We start from the raw sequence: 18,239 nt of genomic DNA on the forward strand, positions 1-18,239 counted from the left end.
GACCACCACCGCCGTATGTTCCCCTCACCCTAACCCTCTCCCCGGAGGGGCGAGGGGATTGCTCAGTGCTCGCATTAATTTGTGGGGAACCCTCAGCCCCGTGGGTGCGGGCGTCAAACCGCACGATGGTTCTTCCGGTACTGCAGCGGCGTCTCGCCAATCCCTTTTTTAAACGCGCTGATAAACCACGTCACGTCGGAAAAACCCGTCTGTGCGGCAATGTCACGCACGCTCGAATCAGTGTGGAGTAAACACTCACACGCCTTACGCAACCTTAGCGTATTCAGGTAGTCGTGAATTTTTTCGCCCGTTTCCGCATGGAATTTTCGCGATACGTAGCTGCGGGATTTTCCCAGCTCATTGGCCAGCGCATCCAGACGAAATTTCTCCTGATAATGCTCGTCGAGCCAAAACATCACCTGGCTGGCGATCCCCTGGCTGTTTCCCGGCTCGCCGTCGCGATCGTCGGGCAGCATCGCGAACAGGCCGATCAGCAGGCTGGCGATGCTCTCGCCGTTCATCGGCGGTTTATAGCAGCTAAACAGATGGTCGATATGGTGATGGAAGTGGGCTAAATCGGCGACCCACGCTTCGCCGCCACGGCGTGACAGCCGCTCCAGACGCTGCCGGGTCTGGGGAAAATCCCGCAGGATCTTCAGCACCGCGTGCTGGTCGAGATGAATAATGGTGCGGCGGTAAATTGCCTCCGCCTGTTCGTCCACCATGACCTTGTGCAGCGTAAAAGGCGGGAAGAAAAACAGCCGTCCGGGGCGCATGGTGTAGTGACGATTATCGACAATCGCCACGCCAAAGCCCTCTTCCACATAGAGGATCTCCAGACACTGGTGCCAGTGATGGTAGCGCACGGTATTGGCAAACAGGCGGCTGAACGAGGCCACGGTATCGTTCAGGGCGATCAGTTCCAGAAGATCGGATGTCGGCGTGTCGCGCATAGTGCAATAAAACTCAACTTTTTCCCGTCTGACCGTCTTTATAAACCACCTTTTTAAATTTTCTCAACTGGAGGTTTATTCATCGTTCATGCCTGTGACACGGCTAACATTTCTGCCCCTTGCGGATTCACTATGCTTTGCCGCAGTTGATTACGAGGGCGAACCGATGTGGGCGGCAAACAAAGAAAAATCAAATCCGTTGTCTTCACGCCAGGAGGTAGTGGCGTCGTTGAATGCACTTTTACAGGCGCTGGATACGCAATTTCCGGCGAACCGTTCACGATTCTCGCTGGGTGATACCTGCGCCCATTACACAGCGGATATTGCGCAGATGGAGGGACTTTCCCGCGCGCTGTGGGGGCTGTTCCCGCTGATGGCATCCGGCGAAAGCACGCCGTTCAGCGAGAAGTACCTTACTGCCATTAAGCTTGGTACCGACCCGCAAAGCACCGGCTACTGGGGTGAAACCGGCCCGTACGATCAGCGTCTGGTAGAGATGGCGGCCTACGGTCTGGGGCTCGCTCTGCTGGGAGATAAACTCACCGCGCACTTTACCGGGCGCGAGGTGATTAACCTGCACGCGTGGCTCAACCAAATCACCGACGCGCAGATGCCGGACAGCAACTGGAACTATTTTGCCATTATGGTCCAGCTCGGCTTTAAGCGCGCCGGCCTGCCGTACGATCAGGCCGCCATTGACCACCGCTTTGCGCTGATGGATGCCTACTATCTCGGCGACGGCTGGTACTCCGACGGTCCCGGCCGCCCGAAAGACTATTACATCTCCATGGCTTTCCATTTTTACGGCCTGATTTACGCCACCCTGAGTGACAACGAGGCGAGGGCAAAGGTGCTGCGCGAGCGCTCGCGTCTGTTCGCGGAAGACTTTATCTACTGGTCCGCCGCCGATGGTGCCTCGGTGCCGTTTGGCCGCAGCCTGACCTACCGCTTTGCCATGGTTGCCTTCTGGAGCGCGGTGGCCTTTTCTCAGCTGGACGTCTTCACCCCGGGTATCGTGAAGGGCATTGTGCTGCGGCATCTGCGCTGGTGGCAGCAGCAGTCGATTGTCGATCGCGACGGTATTCTTACCCTGGGGTTTGCGTATCCGAACCTGGCGATGTGCGAGGATTACAACTCCCCCGGTTCACCGTACTGGGCGCTGAAAACCTACCTGATCCTGGCGCTGCCGGAGGCGCATCCGTTCTGGCAGGCCGACGAGCAGCCGCTGCCCGCGCTTGCTGAAAAACATGTGATCCCGCATGCGCAGCAGATCCTGATGCATTCGAAAGCTTCGCAGCACGTCGTCATGCTCACCGCTGGTCAGCTGGAGCTGAATAACTACGTCAACACCGAAGCGAAATACACCAAATTTGCCTACTCCAGCCGCTTCGGATTCACCATTGAGCGTGGACGATTTGGCCTGAAGCATGCCGCCTGCGATTCCATGCTGCTGCTGGCGGACGAAGATGACTATTTCCGCGGTCGTCGCGAGTGCGAAGAGGTTCGGGTGGATGAACATTACATTTTCTCGCGCTGGTCGCCGTGGCGCGACGTGCAGATTGCGACCTGGCAGATCCCGTTCGGGGAGTGGCACCTGCGCCTGCACCGCATCAACAGCGCGCGCACTCTGCAAACCGTCGAGGGCGGCTTTGCGGTGATGAAAACCGCCCACCAGGTGCGCGATCGCGGTTGTTATCTGATGGCTGAAAACGGCAGCAGCGTCATTGTCGATCTTTCGCCGGTCATTCACCGCCAGCCAGACAGCATCGTCACGCCGCCGAACAGCAGCATTATGTTTGCGGAGTGCGCTTCCATTCCGTTGTTAAAGGCCGACCTCCCGCAAGGGGAAAGCTGGCTCTGTTGCGCCGTTCTGGCTGACGGAAAACAGCCCGTTGCGGCGACGCCGCAGCTGAATATAACCCATAGCCGGGTCGTCATTAGCGAACCCGGAAGCGAACGTAAGCTGTCGTTCACATTATAAAAATCTGGCCCTACACGTCGGCGAGGATGATATGAAAAGCACATCGACAACTAACAGAACTGAATATTACAAAATCAGTAGCTTTATCTTTCTCTATTTCTTTACCTGGTCTGCCAGTATTGGACTGCTGGCGATCTGGCTTGGCCAGAAAGCCAATCTCAGCGGCTCGGTGATTGGAACCGTTTTTGCGGTGAACGGGATATTCTCCGTTATTCTTAAACCGATCTACGGCTATATTCTCGATAAGATCGGCATGAGCAAATACCTGCTCTATTTTGTGGTGATCATGTCGGCCCTGATGGCGCCGTTCTTTATTTACGTATACCAGCCGCTGTTAATGTCTAATACCCTGCTGGGGATTATTATCGGCGCGCTCTATTTAAGCTTTGCCTGGTACGCGGGTGTGGCGGCGTGCGAATCGTATTCTGACCGCTTTAGCCGCTTAAACGGCATGGAGTTCGGGCAAATTCGCATGTGGGGTTCGCTCGGCTGGGCGGTGGCATCGTCCTTCTCCGGCCTGCTGTTTAACCTCTCACCGGCGTATAACTTTATTCTCGGCAGCGTGGCGTCGGTGGTGATGCTGATCGTCCTGCTGAGCCTGAAAGTGAACACTAACTCCATTCACGCGGGCGAGGTGCTGACGAAAGAGAAAATCGCCCCGTCAGACGTTTACGCCCTGCTGCGAAACCGCAAATTCTGGGCCTTCTGCCTGTACGTGGCGGGCGTGGCGTGGATGATGTTTATCGCCGAACAGCAGTTCTCGCGCTATTTCGTCACCTTCTTCGATGATATTCATGAGGGCAACGCGGTATTCGGTTATCTCGGGACCGTGCAGTCGGGCATGGAATTTGTCATGTATATGGTGGTCCCGCTGTTTGTGAACTTTATTGGCGCCAAACGCGGGCTATTAATTGTCGGGCTGGTGGTCGGGGCGCGTCTGATTATTTCCGGCATGTGTGATTCTCACCTGTTAATTTCAGTGCTTAAGCCGCTGTACGGTCTGGAAATTTGTCTCCTGCTGGTGTCGGTATTTAAATATATCGCCGAGCATTTCGACAAGCGCGTCAATGCCACCATGTATTTACTCGGCTATCAGGCGATGCTCTACGTTGGCAACGTGGTGGTCTCTTCCCCTGCTGGCTATATGTATGACCGTATTGGCTTTGAGCACACCTATATCATCATGGGCGCAACGGCGCTGACCTTTACCCTTATTTCTGCTTTTACGTTATCCGCCTGTCAGAGCAAATGGCGCGGGGCTCGTGCGCTGAACGTAGCAGAAACGTCAACACGATAAATTACGCCGTCAAAGAAGGAACCGAAATATGTTAAGTCGTATCAAAGAAGAACGTCTGCCTGTTATCGCTGCGCCCGTTGACTCCCGCGCATTCAGCGATGAACTGAATTCGGCGCGCAGCCACGTTCTGGACCTGATTAGCCGTCATTTAACGGAGTTCGGCGACAAATTCCCGGCGGAAACCTGCCAGAACGGTTTTTATCCGCTGACTGACAACGTGGAGTGGACCACCAGCTTCTGGACCGGGCAGCTATGGCTGGCATGGGAGATGAGCGGCGAGGAAAAATTCCGCGCGATGGCGGAAAAACACGTGCGCTCGTTTGGCCTGCGCATCGCCGGGCGCAACGACACCAACACCCACGATTTAGGCTTCCTCTACACGCTCTCCTGCGTAGCCGCGTGGCGGCTGACCGGACACCGCGAGGCGCGCGGCTTCTCGCTGCTGGCGGCGGAAGCTCTGCTGGAACGCTTCCACGAGAAGGCGAAGATCATCCAGGCGTGGGGCGATCTCTCCGATCCGGACCAGGCCGGGCGGATGATCATCGACTGCAACATGAACCTGCCGCTGCTCTACTGGGCAACGGAGCAGACGGGCGATCCGCGCTTTGCCGACGCCGCAAAAGCGCACGTCATGCAGGCGGCGACGTACCTCATTCGTGACGATGCCTCCACCTTCCACACCTACTATATGGATGTGACAACCGGCGCACCGCGCTACGGCAACACCCAGCAGGGCTACGCCGACGACTCCTGCTGGTCACGCGGGCAGGCGTGGGGAATTTACGGCTTCCTGCTGAGCTATATCTATACCGGCGACGAGACGATGATCGCCCTGTCAAAACGGCTGGCGAACTACTTCCTCAATCGCCTGCCCGACGACTACGTCTGCCACTGGGATCTGGCGCTGGTGGGCACCGACGCGCTGCGTGACTCTTCCTCGTCGGCGATTGCGGTGTGTGGGCTGCTGGAGCTGGTGAAACACCTGCCGGTCACGGATCCGGATCGCGAGCGCTATATGGAGTGGGCTAAAGGCATTATGTCGTCACTGACGAAACACTATCTGATGGGGAGAGAAGAAAAGGGCAACGGGCTGCTTAAACACTCGGTTTACCACCTCGGGAGCAACAAAGGCGTGGATGAGTGCGCAAGCTGGGGAGATTACTTCTACGTTGAGGCGCTGGTGCGTTTCACCCGGAGCTGGAAACTGTACTGGTAACTGGCCGGGGGATTACCATCCAAGCACGTCTTTAATGACGCGCCGGTAGGGCGTATCAAGCTGGGCAGGCACGCGGCAAATATAGTCCCGCGCATGGCTGCGGGTCTCTCCGCTGAGGCCGTCGAGATAAGCGATGGCTTCGTCCACGGCAGGAACCCTGCCTTCCTGTGACGCGCTTCTCGGCGGGAGCCCGGTCCAGATGATCGCTTCAATACCTTTCTCCCTGGCCCATGTTGTCAGGATACCCGTGTCGCGTCCGGTGATTAGCAGCGAGCCAATGCCATCGCAGCGATCCTCGGGAATGGCTTCGCGCTCACGCAAAGCGCGGCAGGCCACGCTCAACGTTGTGGCCTCCAGCCATGCCCAAAGCACCGGCACGGCAGGGGCATTCATACAGATGGCGGTCGCCAGTTCACCGCCATCGCTGACCCGACAGAACTCGACGGGCAAAGAAGGCCCGTCGGTCTGCCACTCACCGGCTACCGGTAACGCGCCGCTTTTCCAGATTAACGAACCCCAGCCAAGACAAGCTATTTTCATTCTGTTCCTCTGCGCGACGTGAACCGACTGTTTTAGACGTTATGCTTTAGGAATACGCAGCGTCTGGCCGGGATAGATTTTATCGGGGCTGGAGAGCATAGGGCGGTTAGCCTCAAAAATCTTGTTGTACTGGTTAGCATCGCCGTACACGGTTTTAGAGATCGCGCTCAGGGTATCGCCGGATTTCACCGTATAGTAAGTAGCTTCATCTTTGGCATCTGTCGCGGTGATGTTGTTCTCCACCTCGCTGACGCCTGCGATGTTGCCGACGGCGACCTGGATTTTTTCTTTCTGCTCCTGCGTCAGCCCGTCGCCCGTCACGCTGGCTTTGCCGTCGGTGACGTCAACCTGAACCTTATCGGAACCGGGAATGTTGAGTTTCTTGAGGTGCTCGGTGATTTTATCGCTCTGACCCTTATGATCGGTCAGATTGTCCCACAGCTTTTCGCCTGCTTCTTTTACGAAATTAAAAAGACCCATTCCATCCTCCTGTTTAACATGAAGTCAGAATAAGCATAGCAGTTGAGTGTTAAGGTGATAAAAAAAGCCCGGTGGCGTTAACGCTTACCGGGCCTGGGAGGGAAGTTGTAGGCCGGGTAAACGCAGTGCCACCCGGCAAATTTCACAGAACTTAAACCCCTTGCTCCAGAATACGGATATGGGTTTCCAGAACGTCCCCTTTCACCGCGTCGCTCCACGCTTTCATATGCGCGGTCTGCAAATGCGCTTCAAGGTGCGCGACGGTTTCCCACTGCTCAACCATGATGATCGAGTCTGGCGCGGTCGCCTGGAAGCTTGCGCTGGTGGCGGCGTCCACCATTGGCGCGTAGCCGTGGCAGCCTTCTTCTTTCAGTACGGTCGGGATGATCTTTGCGAACTCATCCAGCACCGCCTGGCGGTGATGTTGGCCAGGACGCGTACGGATTTCAGCAATAACGGTAAGCATAATTAACTCCTTCTAATTCCAGGCTACCAGTTAAGCAAAAATTTCCGCGAGATGCTTGCGATATTCTGCGATATAGCGTGGGACGTCCGGCATTTTAATTACGTCATTGACGATAAAGGTCGGCAGCGGCTCCATAGCCAGGAACTGATTCGCCTTGTGGAATGGCAGATACGCGCCGTCTACGCCTACGCCTTCAAAGAACTGATCTTGCTCGGTGAACGCTTCAAGCGGGGCATTCCAGGTCAGGGAGAGCATGTATTTCTTGCCCTGCAACAGGCCGCCGGAACCGTATTTTTTAGACGCGTCTGAGCGGGTGCGGCCGTCGCTGGCATACAGCGAACCGTGACCTTCGGTAAACACATCGTCCATGTATTTTTTCACGGTCCACGGTGCGCCCATCCACCAGCCCGGCATCTGCCAGATAACCACGTCGGCCCACAGGAAGTTCTGCACTGCGGCCTTCACGTCGTAATCGCTGTCCGCGCGCACAACCTTAACATCATGTCCGGCGTCGCGCAGGAAACCATCCGCGACCTCGGTCAGGGTGTCATTGAGCTGGCCTTTAGAGTGCGCAAATTCTTTCGCGCCGTTGATAATCAGAATGTTGCTCATTATTTGTCCTCGATGCTGAGAGTATGCCAGGTATTCTACGCGCGAGGACGGAGCGGAAAAATAAGCAAAATGTGCAAAGTCTTTTGCGCTCATCGCAATAATGGCTACCAGCTGACGGTCACCTCAAAGCCCCCTTCAGGCGCATTGCCCAGCGAGACGCGCATCCCGTGTAACGCCGCGATGCGCTTCACGATAGACAACCCCAGACCGCTGCCGGTGGCGTCCTGGCCCGGTGGACGATAAAAGCGCTCGCCGAGACGCGCCAGCGCATCGGTTGAAATGCCCGGGCCGTTGTCGCGCACGGTAAAGCTTTGGGTGTTCAGCGTCACGTCCACCACGCTGCCGCGCGGGCTGTAACGAACGGCGTTGTCCAGCAGGTTACGCGCCAGCAGGCTCAGCAATAGCGGCTGTCCGTGACGCATCACCTCGGGCGCGTTGACGTTGAGCCGAATATCAATGCCCGCCTGCTGCGCCGGATGCCAGATATCCAGCACCGCGGATTGCAGCAAATCGGCCATCATCACGGGTTCGACGTCATCAAGATTATCCAGTGAATCCAGGCGCGACAGGGTGAGAAGCTGATCCACCAGCCGGGAGGCGCGGTCGATGCCCGCATGCAATTGCCCCAGCGCTTTAGACTGCGCCCCGGGATCGTCAAGGGAAAGCTGCGCCACGTCGGTTTGCACCTTCAGCGCGGCCAGCGGGCTGCGCAACTCATGAGCGGCATCCGAGGTGAAGCGGCGCTCGCGGGCCATCATCTCCTGCGTACGGGCGAAAAGATGGTTAAGCGCATCAAGCAGCGGGCGAACCTCCGTCGGCACGCCGTGGGTGGGCAGCGTATCGGTCGCATCCGGCGAGCGTGAACGCAGGGTCTGCGCCAGGTTTTTCAGCGGTTTCAGTTCCCGGCTCAGCAGGACAATCAGCAACATCAGCATTACGGGCAGCGCCACCAGCCACGGCGTCAGCTGTGAGCTGACCACGTCCAGCGCCATATCCTGTCGGTACTCCCACTCCTGGCCAACCACCACGCGGTATTTCCCGTCCGGGGAGGTCAGCCACAGGAAACGCCATTCGTCGTTGTCATCCTGCAACCGACCGTCATCAAATCCGTCCCGGCGGTAGTGATAAGGTATGTCGCGCCCGTTCTCACCGTCGTTAAGCACCATGCTGCCGTCTGCGGTGAAGATTGCGAAGGCCAGCGCATCGTCGTCAAGATGGCCGTGTTTGGCTTTTTTCGGCACCTCGCGCATGCGTTCCGGGGCGCGGAGTTCGTCCACGTCCATCGTCAGCAGCCGTTTGGCAAACAGCATCTGCTGGGTATCGAAAAGCTTATCGAGCTTGTCGGTCGTCTGGTGCCAGGCCACCACGCTTGCGGCAAACCAGGCCGCCAGGGACAGCAGCAAAAAGAGGAGCGTCAGGCGCAGCTTCAGGCTCAGGCGTTGGGTCAGTTTCATGCGTCACCCAGGGTATAACCGATGCCGTGCACGGTGCGGATAAATTCGCTGCCGAGCTTGCGGCGTAAATGATGAACGTGGACTTCGACGGCGTTGCTGGAGACGTCATCATCCCAGTTGTAGAGTTTCTCTTCGATGGCCTTGCGCGGCAGCACGCGGCCCGCGTTGCGCATCAGCAGTTCCAGCAGGGCGAACTCTTTGGGTTTGAGCACCAGCGTTTCGCCCTCCAGCGTGGCGACAAGACTTGCCGGATCGAGCGTGACCTTGCCGTGACGCAGCTCGCTGCGCGCCTGCCCGTGGCTGCGGCGCACCAGCGCTTCGAGGCGGGCTGCCACTTCAATCAGCGCGAACGGCTTACACAGGTAATCATCCGCCCCCAGGCGTAACCCTTCGACGCGCTGATTCAGCGCATCCCGCGCGGTGAGGATCAGCACCGGTTCGCTCTTACCGCTTTCGCGCCAGGCGCGCAGGATCTCAAGCCCGTCGATTTCCGGCAGCGTCAGGTCCAGCACCACGGCATCGTACGGCGCGGTGTACAGGGCCGCCTGCCCGGTTTTACCGTCGGTAAACCAGTCCACGTTAAAGCCCATTTTGCTTAAGCCCGCTTTGATGCCATCGCCGATGAGCTTGTCGTCTTCTACCAGTAAAATGCGCATATTTCCTCCTTGATGCCGTCAGTAAACCTTCTGCAAGCGCCTGCTGTACAGTAAAAATAAATAAATTTTCCCCTTAAGAAGTTGTTAAGGTTTACCCTGTTTAATGGATTGTGAAACGACATTAAAGGGAGAGATTAAGATGAAAAAATACGCTGCAATTGCTGCCATCATGATGATGACCACTGCCCCTGTTTTTGCTGCACAGGGTGGCTTCTCTGGCCCATCTGCGACACAGACCCAGACGCAAACCCAGCAGGGTGGCTTTGTCGATAATAACGCCAACCTCACTACCGCGGCTAAAGTCAAAGATATGAAGGACGACAGCTGGGTGAAGCTGCGCGGTAATATTACCGAGCGCCTGTCCGATGACCGTTACACCTTCCGCGATGAAAGCGGCACGGTGGTGGTGGAGATCGACCACAAGCGCTGGAACGGCGTGACGGTGACGCCACAGGATAAAGTCGAACTCCAGGGTAAAATCGATAAAGACTGGAACGAGTTTGAAATCGACGTGAAGCAGGTTATCAAGCTGAACAAATAACCCGGAAAGGGCCGCATGAGCGGCCCTTTTTCTTTGTGACTCAACTCGCCAGATGAGGTAGTATCTGCGGCAATATTGCCTGAAACCCATCGGTTTCTGAGTTGAGGAATCACACGTAATGAGCGATATGGCAGAGCGCCTCGCGCTACATGAATTCACGGAAAACGCCTACCTGAACTACTCCATGTACGTCATCATGGACAGGGCGTTGCCGTTTATCGGGGATGGCCTGAAGCCCGTTCAGCGCCGCATCGTCTATGCGATGTCCGAACTGGGGCTGAATGCGACCGCCAAGTTCAAGAAATCCGCCCGTACCGTCGGTGACGTGCTGGGGAAATACCATCCGCACGGTGACAGCGCCTGCTATGAAGCGATGGTGCTGATGGCCCAGCCGTTCTCTTACCGCTATCCGCTGGTGGATGGTCAGGGGAACTGGGGGGCGCCGGACGATCCGAAATCCTTCGCGGCGATGCGTTATACCGAATCCCGCCTGTCTAAATATGCCGAAGTGCTGTTGGGCGAGCTGGGGCAGGGTACGGTCGACTGGGTGCCAAACTTCGACGGTACGATGCAGGAGCCGAAAATGCTGCCTGCGCGTCTGCCGAACATCCTGCTGAACGGCACGACCGGTATCGCCGTGGGCATGGCGACGGACATTCCGCCGCACAACCTGCGTGAAGTGGCGAAAGCCGCCATCACCCTGATTGAGCAGCCAAAAACCTCGCTGGACGATCTGCTGGATATCGTGCAGGGGCCGGACTATCCGACCGAAGCCGAGATCATCACCTCGCGTGCGGAAATCCGTAAAATCTACCAGAACGGCCGCGGCTCCGTGCGCATGCGCGCGGTATGGACCAAAGAGGATGGCGCCGTGGTGATCACCGCGCTGCCGCACCAGGTCTCCGGCGCGAAGGTGCTGGAGCAGATTGCCTCCCAGATGCGCAATAAAAAGCTGCCGATGGTGGACGACCTGCGTGACGAATCGGACCACGAAAACCCGACCCGTCTGGTGATTGTGCCGCGTTCTAACCGCGTGGATATGGAGCAGGTGATGAACCACCTGTTCGCCACTACCGATCTGGAAAAAAGCTACCGCATCAACCTGAACATGATTGGTCTGGACGGTCGCCCGGCGGTGAAAAACCTGCTGGAGATCCTCACCGAATGGCTGGCCTTCCGCCGCGATACGGTGCGCCGCCGTCTGAACCATCGGCTGGAGAAAGTGCTTAAGCGCCTGCATATCCTCGAAGGTTTGCTGGTGGCGTTCCTCAACATTGACGAAGTGATTGAGATCATTCGTACCGAGGACGAACCTAAGCCTGCCCTGATGTCGCGCTTTGGCATCAGCGAAACCCAGGCTGAAGCGATCCTCGAACTGAAGCTGCGCCATCTCGCTAAGCTGGAAGAGATGAAGATCCGCGGCGAGCAGAACGAGCTGGAAAAAGAGCGCGATCAGCTTCAGGCGATTCTGGCGTCCGAGCGCAAGATGAACACCCTGCTGAAGAAAGAGTTGCAGGCCGATGCCGACGCCTTTGGCGACGACCGTCGTTCTCCGCTGCATGAGCGCGAAGAAGCGAAGGCGATGAACGAGCACGACATGCTGCCGTCCGAGCCGGTGACCATCGTGCTTTCCCAGAGCGGCTGGGTGCGTAGCGCCAAAGGCCACGATATCGACGCGCCGGGTCTGAGCTACAAATCCGGTGACAGCTTCAAGGCGGCGGTGAAGGGCAAGAGCAACCAGCCGGTGGCGTTTATCGACTCCACGGGCCGCAGCTACGCCATTGATCCGATCACGCTGCCATCCGCGCGCGGGCAGGGCGAACCGCTGACGGGCAAGCTGACGCTGCCGCCGGGCGCCACGGTTGACCATATGCTGATGGAAGCCGACGATCAAAAACTGCTGATGGCGTCTGATGCTGGCTACGGCTTTATCTGCACCTTTAACGATCTGGTGTCGCGTAACCGCGCCGGTAAAGCGCTGATCAGCCTGCCGGATAACGCCCACGTCATGCCGCCGCTGATCATCGAGAACGAAAGCGATATGCTGCTGGCGATCACCGCTGCCGGACGCATGCTGATGTTCCCGGTCAGCGATCTGCCGGAGCTGTCGAAAGGGAAGGGCAACAAGATCATCAGTATCCCGTCAGCGGAAGCGGCAAAAGGCGAAGATAGCCTGGCGCATCTCTTCCTGCTGCCGCCGCAGAGCACGCTGACCATTCATGTCGGCAAACGTAAGATCAAACTGCGTCCGGAAGAGCTGCAGAAGGTGGTTGGCGAGCGCGGACGTCGCGGCTCACTGATGCGTGGCCTGCAGCGCATCGACCGCGTGGAGATCGACTCGCCGGCGCGCAGCAAAGCGGACGACAGCGAAGAGTAACCTGTTTCATCCCCCCTCTTTCCGGAGGGGGCTTACCACAAAATTTCCCGTAAAAACGTTGTTAATTCGTGCGTTGCGATTAACAATACGCGCTCGTAATAAAGTCCTTACCTGGCCACAGGTGAAGTATAATTGTCAGCTGTCAGGGCTTCAGAGGTCGCTATGCTATACATTGTTCGTCTTATTCTTACCGTTATTTACTGCATTCTGGTCTGTATTTTCGGATCGATTTATTGCCTGTTCAGCCCGCGTAACCCAAAACATGTCGCGACGTTCGGGCACATGTTTGGTCGCCTTGCGCCATTGTTCGGCCTGAAGGTTGAAAAGCGTCTGCCTGAAGGGGCGGAGAATTTCGGTAACGCCATCTATATCGCTAACCATCAGAACAACTACGATATGGTGACGGCCTCAAATATTGTTATTCCGCCGACCGTAACCGTCGGGAAAAAGAGCCTGCTGTGGATCCCGCTTTTCGGCCAACTGTACTGGCTCACCGGTAACTTGCTGATTGACCGCAACAACCGTGCGAAAGCGCATGGCACCATTGCGGAAGTGGTGGATCAGTTTAAAAAGCGCCGGATCTCAATCTGGATGTTCCCGGAAGGGACGCGCAGCCGCGGTCGCGGCCTGCTGCCGTTCAAGACCGGCGCGTTTCATGCTGCAATTGCGGCAGGCGTTCCAATTATTCCCGTGTGCGTTTCCAATACATCGAATAAGATTAATCTTAACCGTTTGAAAAACGGACTGGTCATTGTCGAAATGCTACCGCCGGTGGATACCTCCAAATACGGTAAAGACCAGGTGCGCGAGCTGGCCACGCACTGCCGCGAGCTGATGGCTCAGCACATTGCACAGCTCGATAAAGAAGTTGCAGAGCGAGAAGCCGCCGGTAAGATTTAACCCGGTTTCGTTCAAGGGAAAACGAATTCCCGCGTTGTTAGTCGTTTCAGATGGAGCTTATATGTCACTCAGTCGGCGTCAGTTTATTCAGGCTTCGGGTATCGCCCTTTGTGCGGGTGCGATGCCGCGGACAGCCAGCGCCGCCGGGCAGCAACAGCCGCTGCCTATTCCGCCGTTGATTGAATCCCGTCGCGGACAGCCGCTATTCCTCACGCTTCAGCGTAGCCACTGGTCCTTTACCCAGGGAACGCGCGCGCAGGTATGGGGCATTAACGGACGCTACCTCGGGCCGACCATTCGCGTGTGGAATGGGGATGACGTCAAGCTCATCTACAGTAACCGGACGACGGAAAATGTCGCAATGACCGTCAGTGGGTTGCAGGTGCCGGGGCCGCTGATGGGCGGCGCGGCGCGCATGATGTCGCCGAATGCCGACTGGGCGCCCGTCCTCCCGATTCGTCAGAGCGCGGCGACATTGTGGTATCACGCCAACACCCCGAACCGCACCGCCCAGCAGGTCTATAACGGCCTGGCCGGGATGTGGCTGATTGAAGATGAGGTCAGTAAAACGCTGCCGATCCCGAATCACTACGGTGTTGATGATTTCCCGATCATTATTCAGGACAAGCGTCTGGATAACTTCGGTACGCCGGAGTACAGCGAGCCGGGCAGCGGTGGCTTTGTGGGCGATACGCTGCTGGTTAACGGCGCGCAAAGCCCGTATGTCGAAGTGTCTCGTGGCTGGGTGCGCCTGCGTCTGTTGAATGCCTCTAACTCGCGCCGCTACCTGCTGCAAATGAGCGACGGCCGTGCCCTGCATGTGATTTCAGGCGATCAGGGGTTATTACCTGCGCCGGTGTCGGTGAAACAGCTGGCGCTTGCGCCGGGCGAACGTCGTGAAATCCTCGTGGATATGACCAACGGGGATGAAGTGTCCGTGACCTGCGGCGAAGCGGCAAGCATTGTTGACCGCATACGCGGCTTCTTTGAACCGTCGAGCGTTCTGGTCTCCACGCTGGTGCTGACGCTGCGCCCGACCGGCCTGTTGCCGCTGGTGACCGACAGTCTGCCGATGCGCCTGCTGCCGCAGGAAATTGTGACCGGCCCTGCAGTACGCAGTCGCGATATCAGCCTTGGCGACGATCCGGGCATCAACGGCGCGCTGTGGGACGTAAACCGTATTGATATCACCGCCCAGCAGGGAACCTGGGAGCGCTGGACCGTCCGCTCGGAGATGCCGCAGTCGTTCCATATTGAAGGGGTGTCATTCCTGATCCGCAACGTCAACGGGGCGATGCCGTTCCCGGAAGACAGGGGCTGGAAAGACACCGTCTGGGTGGATGGGCAGGTAGAACTGCTCGTCTACTATGGACAGCCGTCATGGCCGCACTTCCCATTCCTGTTCCACAGCCAGACGCTGGAGATGATGGACAGGGGGTCGGTAGGGCAGATGCTGGTGAATCCGGCACCGTAAAACGAGTCGGGTGGCGGCTTCGCCTTACCCGACCTACAGGCCCGTAGGCCCGGTAAGCGTAGCGTCACCGGGCAATAAATACCCCTTCATTTCCCCCGATAAACCAGCGTATAATCCCGCTCCTTTTGTCTATTTTTTCTTCGGAAGCATTATGAGCGCAATTTCCCTGATCCAGCCGGATCGCGACCTCTTCTCCTGGCCCCAGTACTGGGCAGCCTGCTTTGGACCGGCGCCGTTCCTGCCGATGTCCCGGGAAGAGATGGATCAACTGGGCTGGGACAGCTGCGATATCATTCTGGTGACGGGTGATGCGTATGTCGATCACCCGAGCTTTGGCATGGCGATCTGCGGCCGTATGCTGGAAGCTCAGGGTTTCCGCGTGGGGATTATTTCTCAGCCTGACTGGAACAGCAAAGACGACTTTATGCGTCTGGGTAAACCTAACCTGTTCTTTGGCGTGACCGCGGGCAACATGGACTCGATGATCAACCGCTATACCGCGGACCGTAAGCTGCGTCATGACGACGCTTATACGGCAGATAACGTGGCGGGTAAACGTCCCGATCGCGCGACCCTCGTCTACACCCAGCGATGCAAAGAAGCATGGAAAGACGTGCCGGTGATCCTGGGCGGCATCGAGGCGAGCCTGCGCCGCACCGCGCACTACGACTACTGGTCTGACACCGTGCGCCGTTCGGTGCTGGTGGATTCGAAAGCCGACATGCTGATCTTCGGCAACGGCGAGCGTCCGCTGGTGGAAGTGGCGCATCGCCTGGCGCAGGGTGAAGCGGTCAGCGAGATCCGCGACGTGCGCAACACCGCGATCATGGTGAAAGAGGCGCTGCCGGGCTGGAGCGGGGTGGATTCCCGCATTATCGATATGCCGGGCAAAATCGACCCTATCCCGCATCCGTACGGTGACGATCTGCCGTGCGCGGATAACAAACCAGTTGAGCCGAAGAAAGCGGAAGCAAAGGCCTTGGTGGTGCAGCCGCCGCGTCCGAAGCCGTGGGAAAAGACCTATGTGCTGCTGCCGTCATATGAGAAGGTCAAAGCTGACAAGGTGCTCTACGCACACGCCTCCCGTATTCTGCACCATGAAACCAACCCGGGCTGTGCCCGCGCGTTGATGCAAAAGCACGGCGAGCGTTATATCTGGGTTAACCCGCCGGCGATCCCGCTCTCTACCGAAGAGATGGACAGCGTTTTTGCCCTGCCGTACAAGCGTGTGCCGCATCCGTCATATGGCAACAGCCGTATTCCGGCGTACGAGATGATCCGCTTCTCGGTCAACATCATGCGCGGCTGCTTCGGCGGGTGCTCCTTCTGTTCGATCACCGAACACGAAGGTCGTATTATTCAGAGCCGTTCCGAAGAGTCGATTGTTAACGAGATCGAAGCCATTCGCGACACGGTCCCGGGCTTTACCGGCGTAATCTCCGATCTGGGTGGCCCAACGGCTAACATGTACATGCTGCGCTGCAAATCGCCGCGCGCTGAGCAGACCTGTCGTCGTCTCTCCTGCGTCTATCCGAGCATTTGCGAGCATATGGACACCAACCACGAGCCGACGATCAACCTTTACCGTCGCGCCCGTGACCTGAAAGGCATCAAGAAGATCCTGATCGCCTCCGGCGTGCGTTACGACATTGCGGTGGAAGATCCGCGCTACATCAAAGAGCTGGCGACGCACCACGTGGGCGGTTATCTGAAGATCGCCCCGGAGCACACCGAAGAGGGCCCGCTGTCCAAAATGATGAAGCCGGGCATGGGCAGCTATGACCGCTTTAAACAGCTGTTTGATACCTTTTCAAAACAGGCGGGGAAAGAGCAGTATCTGATCCCATACTTCATCTCCGCGCACCCCGGCACCCGTGATGAAGACATGGTGAACCTGGCGCTGTGGCTGAAGCAGCGTCGATTCCGTCTGGATCAGGTGCAGAACTTCTACCCGTCGCCGCTCGCTAACTCGACGACCATGTATTACACCGGCAAAAACCCGCTAAGTAAGATTGGCTATAAGAGTGAAGACGTGGTGGTGCCGAAAGGGGATAAACAGCGCCGTCTGCACAAAGCGCTGCTGCGCTATCACGACCCGAAAAACTGGCCGCTGATCCGTCAGGCGCTGGAAGAGATGGGGAAAAAGCACCTGATCGGCTCGCGTCGTGATTGCCTGGTGCCAGCGCCAACGCTGGAAGAGATGCGCGAAGCGCGCCGCCAGAACCGCAATACGCGCCCGGCGCTGACCAAGCACACGCCAATTGTGCATCAGCGTTCGAACGGTGGGGCTTCGGGGACGAAAAAAACGGGAAAACGTAAGATCGGATAACGATGATGCCCTCACCCCGGCCCTCTCCCACAGGGAGAGGGTGGAAAGCATTCCCTCTCCCTGTGGGAGAGGGTTAGGGTGAGGGGAAACTACCCGCCGAACTGATCCGGGTCCGGCCCTAAACGCTTGCCCTGATCCAGCTTCGCAATCTCACCCAGCTCGTCTTTATCCAGGCGGAAATCCCAGACGTCGAAGTTCTCGGCGATACGCGATGGCGTGACCGATTTCGGGATCACCACCAGACCGCTATCCAAATGCCAGCGAATGACGATCTGCGCCGGCGTTTTGCCGTACTTATCCGCCAGCTCGCGGATAATTTTCTGGTCAAACACCCCTTCGCCGCCCTGAGCCAGCGGGCTCCAGGATTCGGTCTGGATCTTGTGCGTGGCGTTCCACGAATGAAGCTGGCGCTGCTGCATCAGCGGGTGTAGCTCAATCTGGTTAATCACCGGCGCGACGCCCGTTTCATCAATCAGGCGTTGCAGGTGATGAACCTGGAAATTACAGACGCCGATGCTTTTTATCAGCCCCTCTTTTTGCAGCTCAATCATCCCTTTCCAGGCATCAACGTAATGGTCGATAGCCGGTACCGGCCAGTGCATGAGATAAAGATCGACGAAATCGAGCTGGAGTTTCTCCAGGCTCTCCTGCAACGCTTCGCGGGGACGCTTTTGATCGTCGTTCCACAGCTTGGTGGTGATGAATAACTCATCGCGGGGAATGCCAGCGCTGGCAAGCGCGGTCCCCACGCCGTCCTCGTTTTTATAGGCGGCGGCGGTATCGATGGACCGATAGCCGACTTCCAGGGCTTTATGAATGGCGGAGACGACCTCGTCGTTACCGGCTTTCCATACACCTAGCCCCAGCTGGGGCATCACGTTGCCGTCCTGTAGCTTGATTACGGTTTGGTTTGCCATTTTTCCTCCTTCAGGTGCTCATCGCCGGAGGGAACCTCCGACGATG

At 57.5% G+C, this 18,239-nt stretch carries 16 protein-coding genes; 8 read left to right on the forward strand and 8 right to left on the reverse strand.

Features of this window, described 5'->3' with window-relative positions; translation table 11 throughout:
* Positions 1 to 113: 113 nt before the first annotated feature.
* Positions 114 to 953 (reverse strand): AraC family transcriptional regulator, encoded by an 840-nt coding sequence (locus tag ACNQ0T_RS04000; RefSeq protein WP_022649417.1) that lies wholly within the window; start codon positions 951 to 953, stop codon positions 114 to 116.
* Positions 954 to 1,119: 166 nt separating this feature from the next.
* On the opposite strand from ACNQ0T_RS04000, the gene ACNQ0T_RS04005 reads away from it, so the two are divergent.
* From ACNQ0T_RS04005 to ACNQ0T_RS04015, 3 genes are read left to right on the forward strand one after another with little or no spacing between them, the layout of a single operon-like run.
* Positions 1,120 to 2,934, forward strand: a complete 1,815-nt coding sequence (locus ACNQ0T_RS04005) for a DUF2264 domain-containing protein (protein ID WP_417929636.1) — start codon at positions 1,120 to 1,122, stop codon at positions 2,932 to 2,934.
* A gap of 31 nt (positions 2,935 to 2,965) precedes the next feature.
* The gene (locus ACNQ0T_RS04010; protein ID WP_022649415.1) at positions 2,966 to 4,231 is read left to right on the forward strand and encodes an oligosaccharide MFS transporter; all 1,266 of its coding nucleotides are present in this window, start codon (positions 2,966 to 2,968) and stop codon (positions 4,229 to 4,231) included.
* A gap of 28 nt (positions 4,232 to 4,259) precedes the next feature.
* The gene (locus tag ACNQ0T_RS04015) at positions 4,260 to 5,447 is read left to right on the forward strand and encodes a glycoside hydrolase family 88 protein (RefSeq protein ID WP_417929638.1); all 1,188 of its coding nucleotides are present in this window, start codon (positions 4,260 to 4,262) and stop codon (positions 5,445 to 5,447) included.
* A gap of 12 nt (positions 5,448 to 5,459) precedes the next feature.
* Here ACNQ0T_RS04015 and ACNQ0T_RS04020 read toward each other — a convergent pair whose 3' ends face one another.
* The 6 genes from ACNQ0T_RS04020 to qseB form a co-directional block, all read right to left on the reverse strand.
* Complete coding sequence (locus ACNQ0T_RS04020; protein WP_023298611.1) at positions 5,460 to 5,987, reverse strand: hypothetical protein; 528 nt, start codon at positions 5,985 to 5,987, stop codon at positions 5,460 to 5,462.
* A 39-nt stretch (positions 5,988 to 6,026) separates the two neighbouring features.
* A complete protein-coding gene (gene lysM, locus ACNQ0T_RS04025; protein ID WP_022649412.1) occupies positions 6,027 to 6,467 on the reverse strand; it encodes a peptidoglycan-binding protein LysM in 441 nt (146 codons plus the stop codon).
* Positions 6,468 to 6,618: 151 nt separating this feature from the next.
* Complete coding sequence (locus ACNQ0T_RS04030; RefSeq protein WP_003862506.1) at positions 6,619 to 6,933, reverse strand: putative quinol monooxygenase; 315 nt, start codon at positions 6,931 to 6,933, stop codon at positions 6,619 to 6,621.
* Between the two features lie 30 nt (positions 6,934 to 6,963).
* Positions 6,964 to 7,545: an NAD(P)H-dependent oxidoreductase gene (locus ACNQ0T_RS04035; protein ID WP_417929639.1), complete on the reverse strand. Its 582-nt coding sequence runs from the start codon at positions 7,543 to 7,545 to the stop codon at positions 6,964 to 6,966.
* Between the two features lie 104 nt (positions 7,546 to 7,649).
* The gene (gene qseC, locus ACNQ0T_RS04040; protein WP_108367917.1) at positions 7,650 to 8,999 is read right to left on the reverse strand and encodes a quorum sensing histidine kinase QseC; all 1,350 of its coding nucleotides are present in this window, start codon (positions 8,997 to 8,999) and stop codon (positions 7,650 to 7,652) included.
* Positions 8,996 to 9,655: a quorum sensing response regulator transcription factor QseB gene (qseB, locus tag ACNQ0T_RS04045; protein ID WP_022649409.1), complete on the reverse strand. Its 660-nt coding sequence runs from the start codon at positions 9,653 to 9,655 to the stop codon at positions 8,996 to 8,998. The genes qseC and qseB overlap by 4 nt, the downstream gene beginning before the upstream one ends.
* Before the next feature lie 139 nt (positions 9,656 to 9,794).
* Here qseB and ACNQ0T_RS04050 point away from each other — a divergent pair, with 139 nt between their 5' ends.
* From ACNQ0T_RS04050 to ACNQ0T_RS04070, 5 genes are all read left to right on the forward strand, one after another.
* Positions 9,795 to 10,196: a YgiW/YdeI family stress tolerance OB fold protein gene (locus tag ACNQ0T_RS04050; protein WP_022649408.1), complete on the forward strand. Its 402-nt coding sequence runs from the start codon at positions 9,795 to 9,797 to the stop codon at positions 10,194 to 10,196.
* A gap of 118 nt (positions 10,197 to 10,314) precedes the next feature.
* Positions 10,315 to 12,573, forward strand: coding sequence for a DNA topoisomerase IV subunit A (gene parC / locus ACNQ0T_RS04055; RefSeq protein WP_023298608.1), 2,259 nt, complete (start codon positions 10,315 to 10,317; stop codon positions 12,571 to 12,573).
* 162 nt (positions 12,574 to 12,735) lie between these two features.
* Entirely contained in the window at positions 12,736 to 13,473 is a 738-nt protein-coding gene (gene plsC / locus ACNQ0T_RS04060) for a 1-acylglycerol-3-phosphate O-acyltransferase (RefSeq protein WP_022649406.1), read from the forward strand.
* A 61-nt stretch (positions 13,474 to 13,534) separates the two neighbouring features.
* Entirely contained in the window at positions 13,535 to 14,947 is a 1,413-nt protein-coding gene (gene ftsP, locus ACNQ0T_RS04065) for a cell division protein FtsP (RefSeq protein WP_023298607.1), read from the forward strand.
* A 151-nt stretch (positions 14,948 to 15,098) separates the two neighbouring features.
* A complete protein-coding gene (locus ACNQ0T_RS04070) occupies positions 15,099 to 17,276 on the forward strand; it encodes a YgiQ family radical SAM protein (RefSeq protein WP_417929641.1) in 2,178 nt (725 codons plus the stop codon).
* A gap of 89 nt (positions 17,277 to 17,365) precedes the next feature.
* Here the strand turns inward: ACNQ0T_RS04070 and dkgA are convergent, their stop codons facing one another.
* On the reverse strand, positions 17,366 to 18,193 hold the full coding sequence (gene dkgA / locus ACNQ0T_RS04075) for a 2,5-didehydrogluconate reductase DkgA (RefSeq protein WP_023306942.1): 828 nt from the start codon (positions 18,191 to 18,193) through the stop codon (positions 17,366 to 17,368).
* Between the last annotated feature and the right edge of the window lie 46 nt (positions 18,194 to 18,239).

It is taken from the genome of Enterobacter cloacae complex sp.6700776, assembly GCF_048284255.1.
Lineage (GTDB): Bacteria > Pseudomonadota > Gammaproteobacteria > Enterobacterales > Enterobacteriaceae > Enterobacter > Enterobacter intestinihominis.

Bases quoted from the DNA above. Each gene is read 5' to 3' on its own strand.
- ACNQ0T_RS04000 (WP_022649417.1), bottom strand. From the start codon at position 953: ATGCGCGACACGCCGACATCCGATCTTCTGGAACTGATCGCCCTGAAC.
- ACNQ0T_RS04005 (WP_417929636.1), top strand. From the start codon at position 1,120: ATGTGGGCGGCAAACAAAGAAAAATCAAATCCGTTGTCTTCACGCCAG.
- ACNQ0T_RS04010 (WP_022649415.1), top strand. From the start codon at position 2,966: ATGAAAAGCACATCGACAACTAACAGAACTGAATATTACAAAATCAGT.
- ACNQ0T_RS04015 (WP_417929638.1), top strand. From the start codon at position 4,260: ATGTTAAGTCGTATCAAAGAAGAACGTCTGCCTGTTATCGCTGCGCCC.
- ACNQ0T_RS04020 (WP_023298611.1), bottom strand. From the start codon at position 5,987: ATGAAAATAGCTTGTCTTGGCTGGGGTTCGTTAATCTGGAAAAGCGGC.
- lysM (WP_022649412.1), bottom strand. From the start codon at position 6,467: ATGGGTCTTTTTAATTTCGTAAAAGAAGCAGGCGAAAAGCTGTGGGAC.
- ACNQ0T_RS04030 (WP_003862506.1), bottom strand. From the start codon at position 6,933: ATGCTTACCGTTATTGCTGAAATCCGTACGCGTCCTGGCCAACATCAC.
- ACNQ0T_RS04035 (WP_417929639.1), bottom strand. From the start codon at position 7,545: ATGAGCAACATTCTGATTATCAACGGCGCGAAAGAATTTGCGCACTCT.
- qseC (WP_108367917.1), bottom strand. From the start codon at position 8,999: ATGAAACTGACCCAACGCCTGAGCCTGAAGCTGCGCCTGACGCTCCTC.
- qseB (WP_022649409.1), bottom strand. From the start codon at position 9,655: ATGCGCATTTTACTGGTAGAAGACGACAAGCTCATCGGCGATGGCATC.
- ACNQ0T_RS04050 (WP_022649408.1), top strand. From the start codon at position 9,795: ATGAAAAAATACGCTGCAATTGCTGCCATCATGATGATGACCACTGCC.
- parC (WP_023298608.1), top strand. From the start codon at position 10,315: ATGAGCGATATGGCAGAGCGCCTCGCGCTACATGAATTCACGGAAAAC.
- plsC (WP_022649406.1), top strand. From the start codon at position 12,736: ATGCTATACATTGTTCGTCTTATTCTTACCGTTATTTACTGCATTCTG.
- ftsP (WP_023298607.1), top strand. From the start codon at position 13,535: ATGTCACTCAGTCGGCGTCAGTTTATTCAGGCTTCGGGTATCGCCCTT.
- ACNQ0T_RS04070 (WP_417929641.1), top strand. From the start codon at position 15,099: ATGAGCGCAATTTCCCTGATCCAGCCGGATCGCGACCTCTTCTCCTGG.
- dkgA (WP_023306942.1), bottom strand. From the start codon at position 18,193: ATGGCAAACCAAACCGTAATCAAGCTACAGGACGGCAACGTGATGCCC.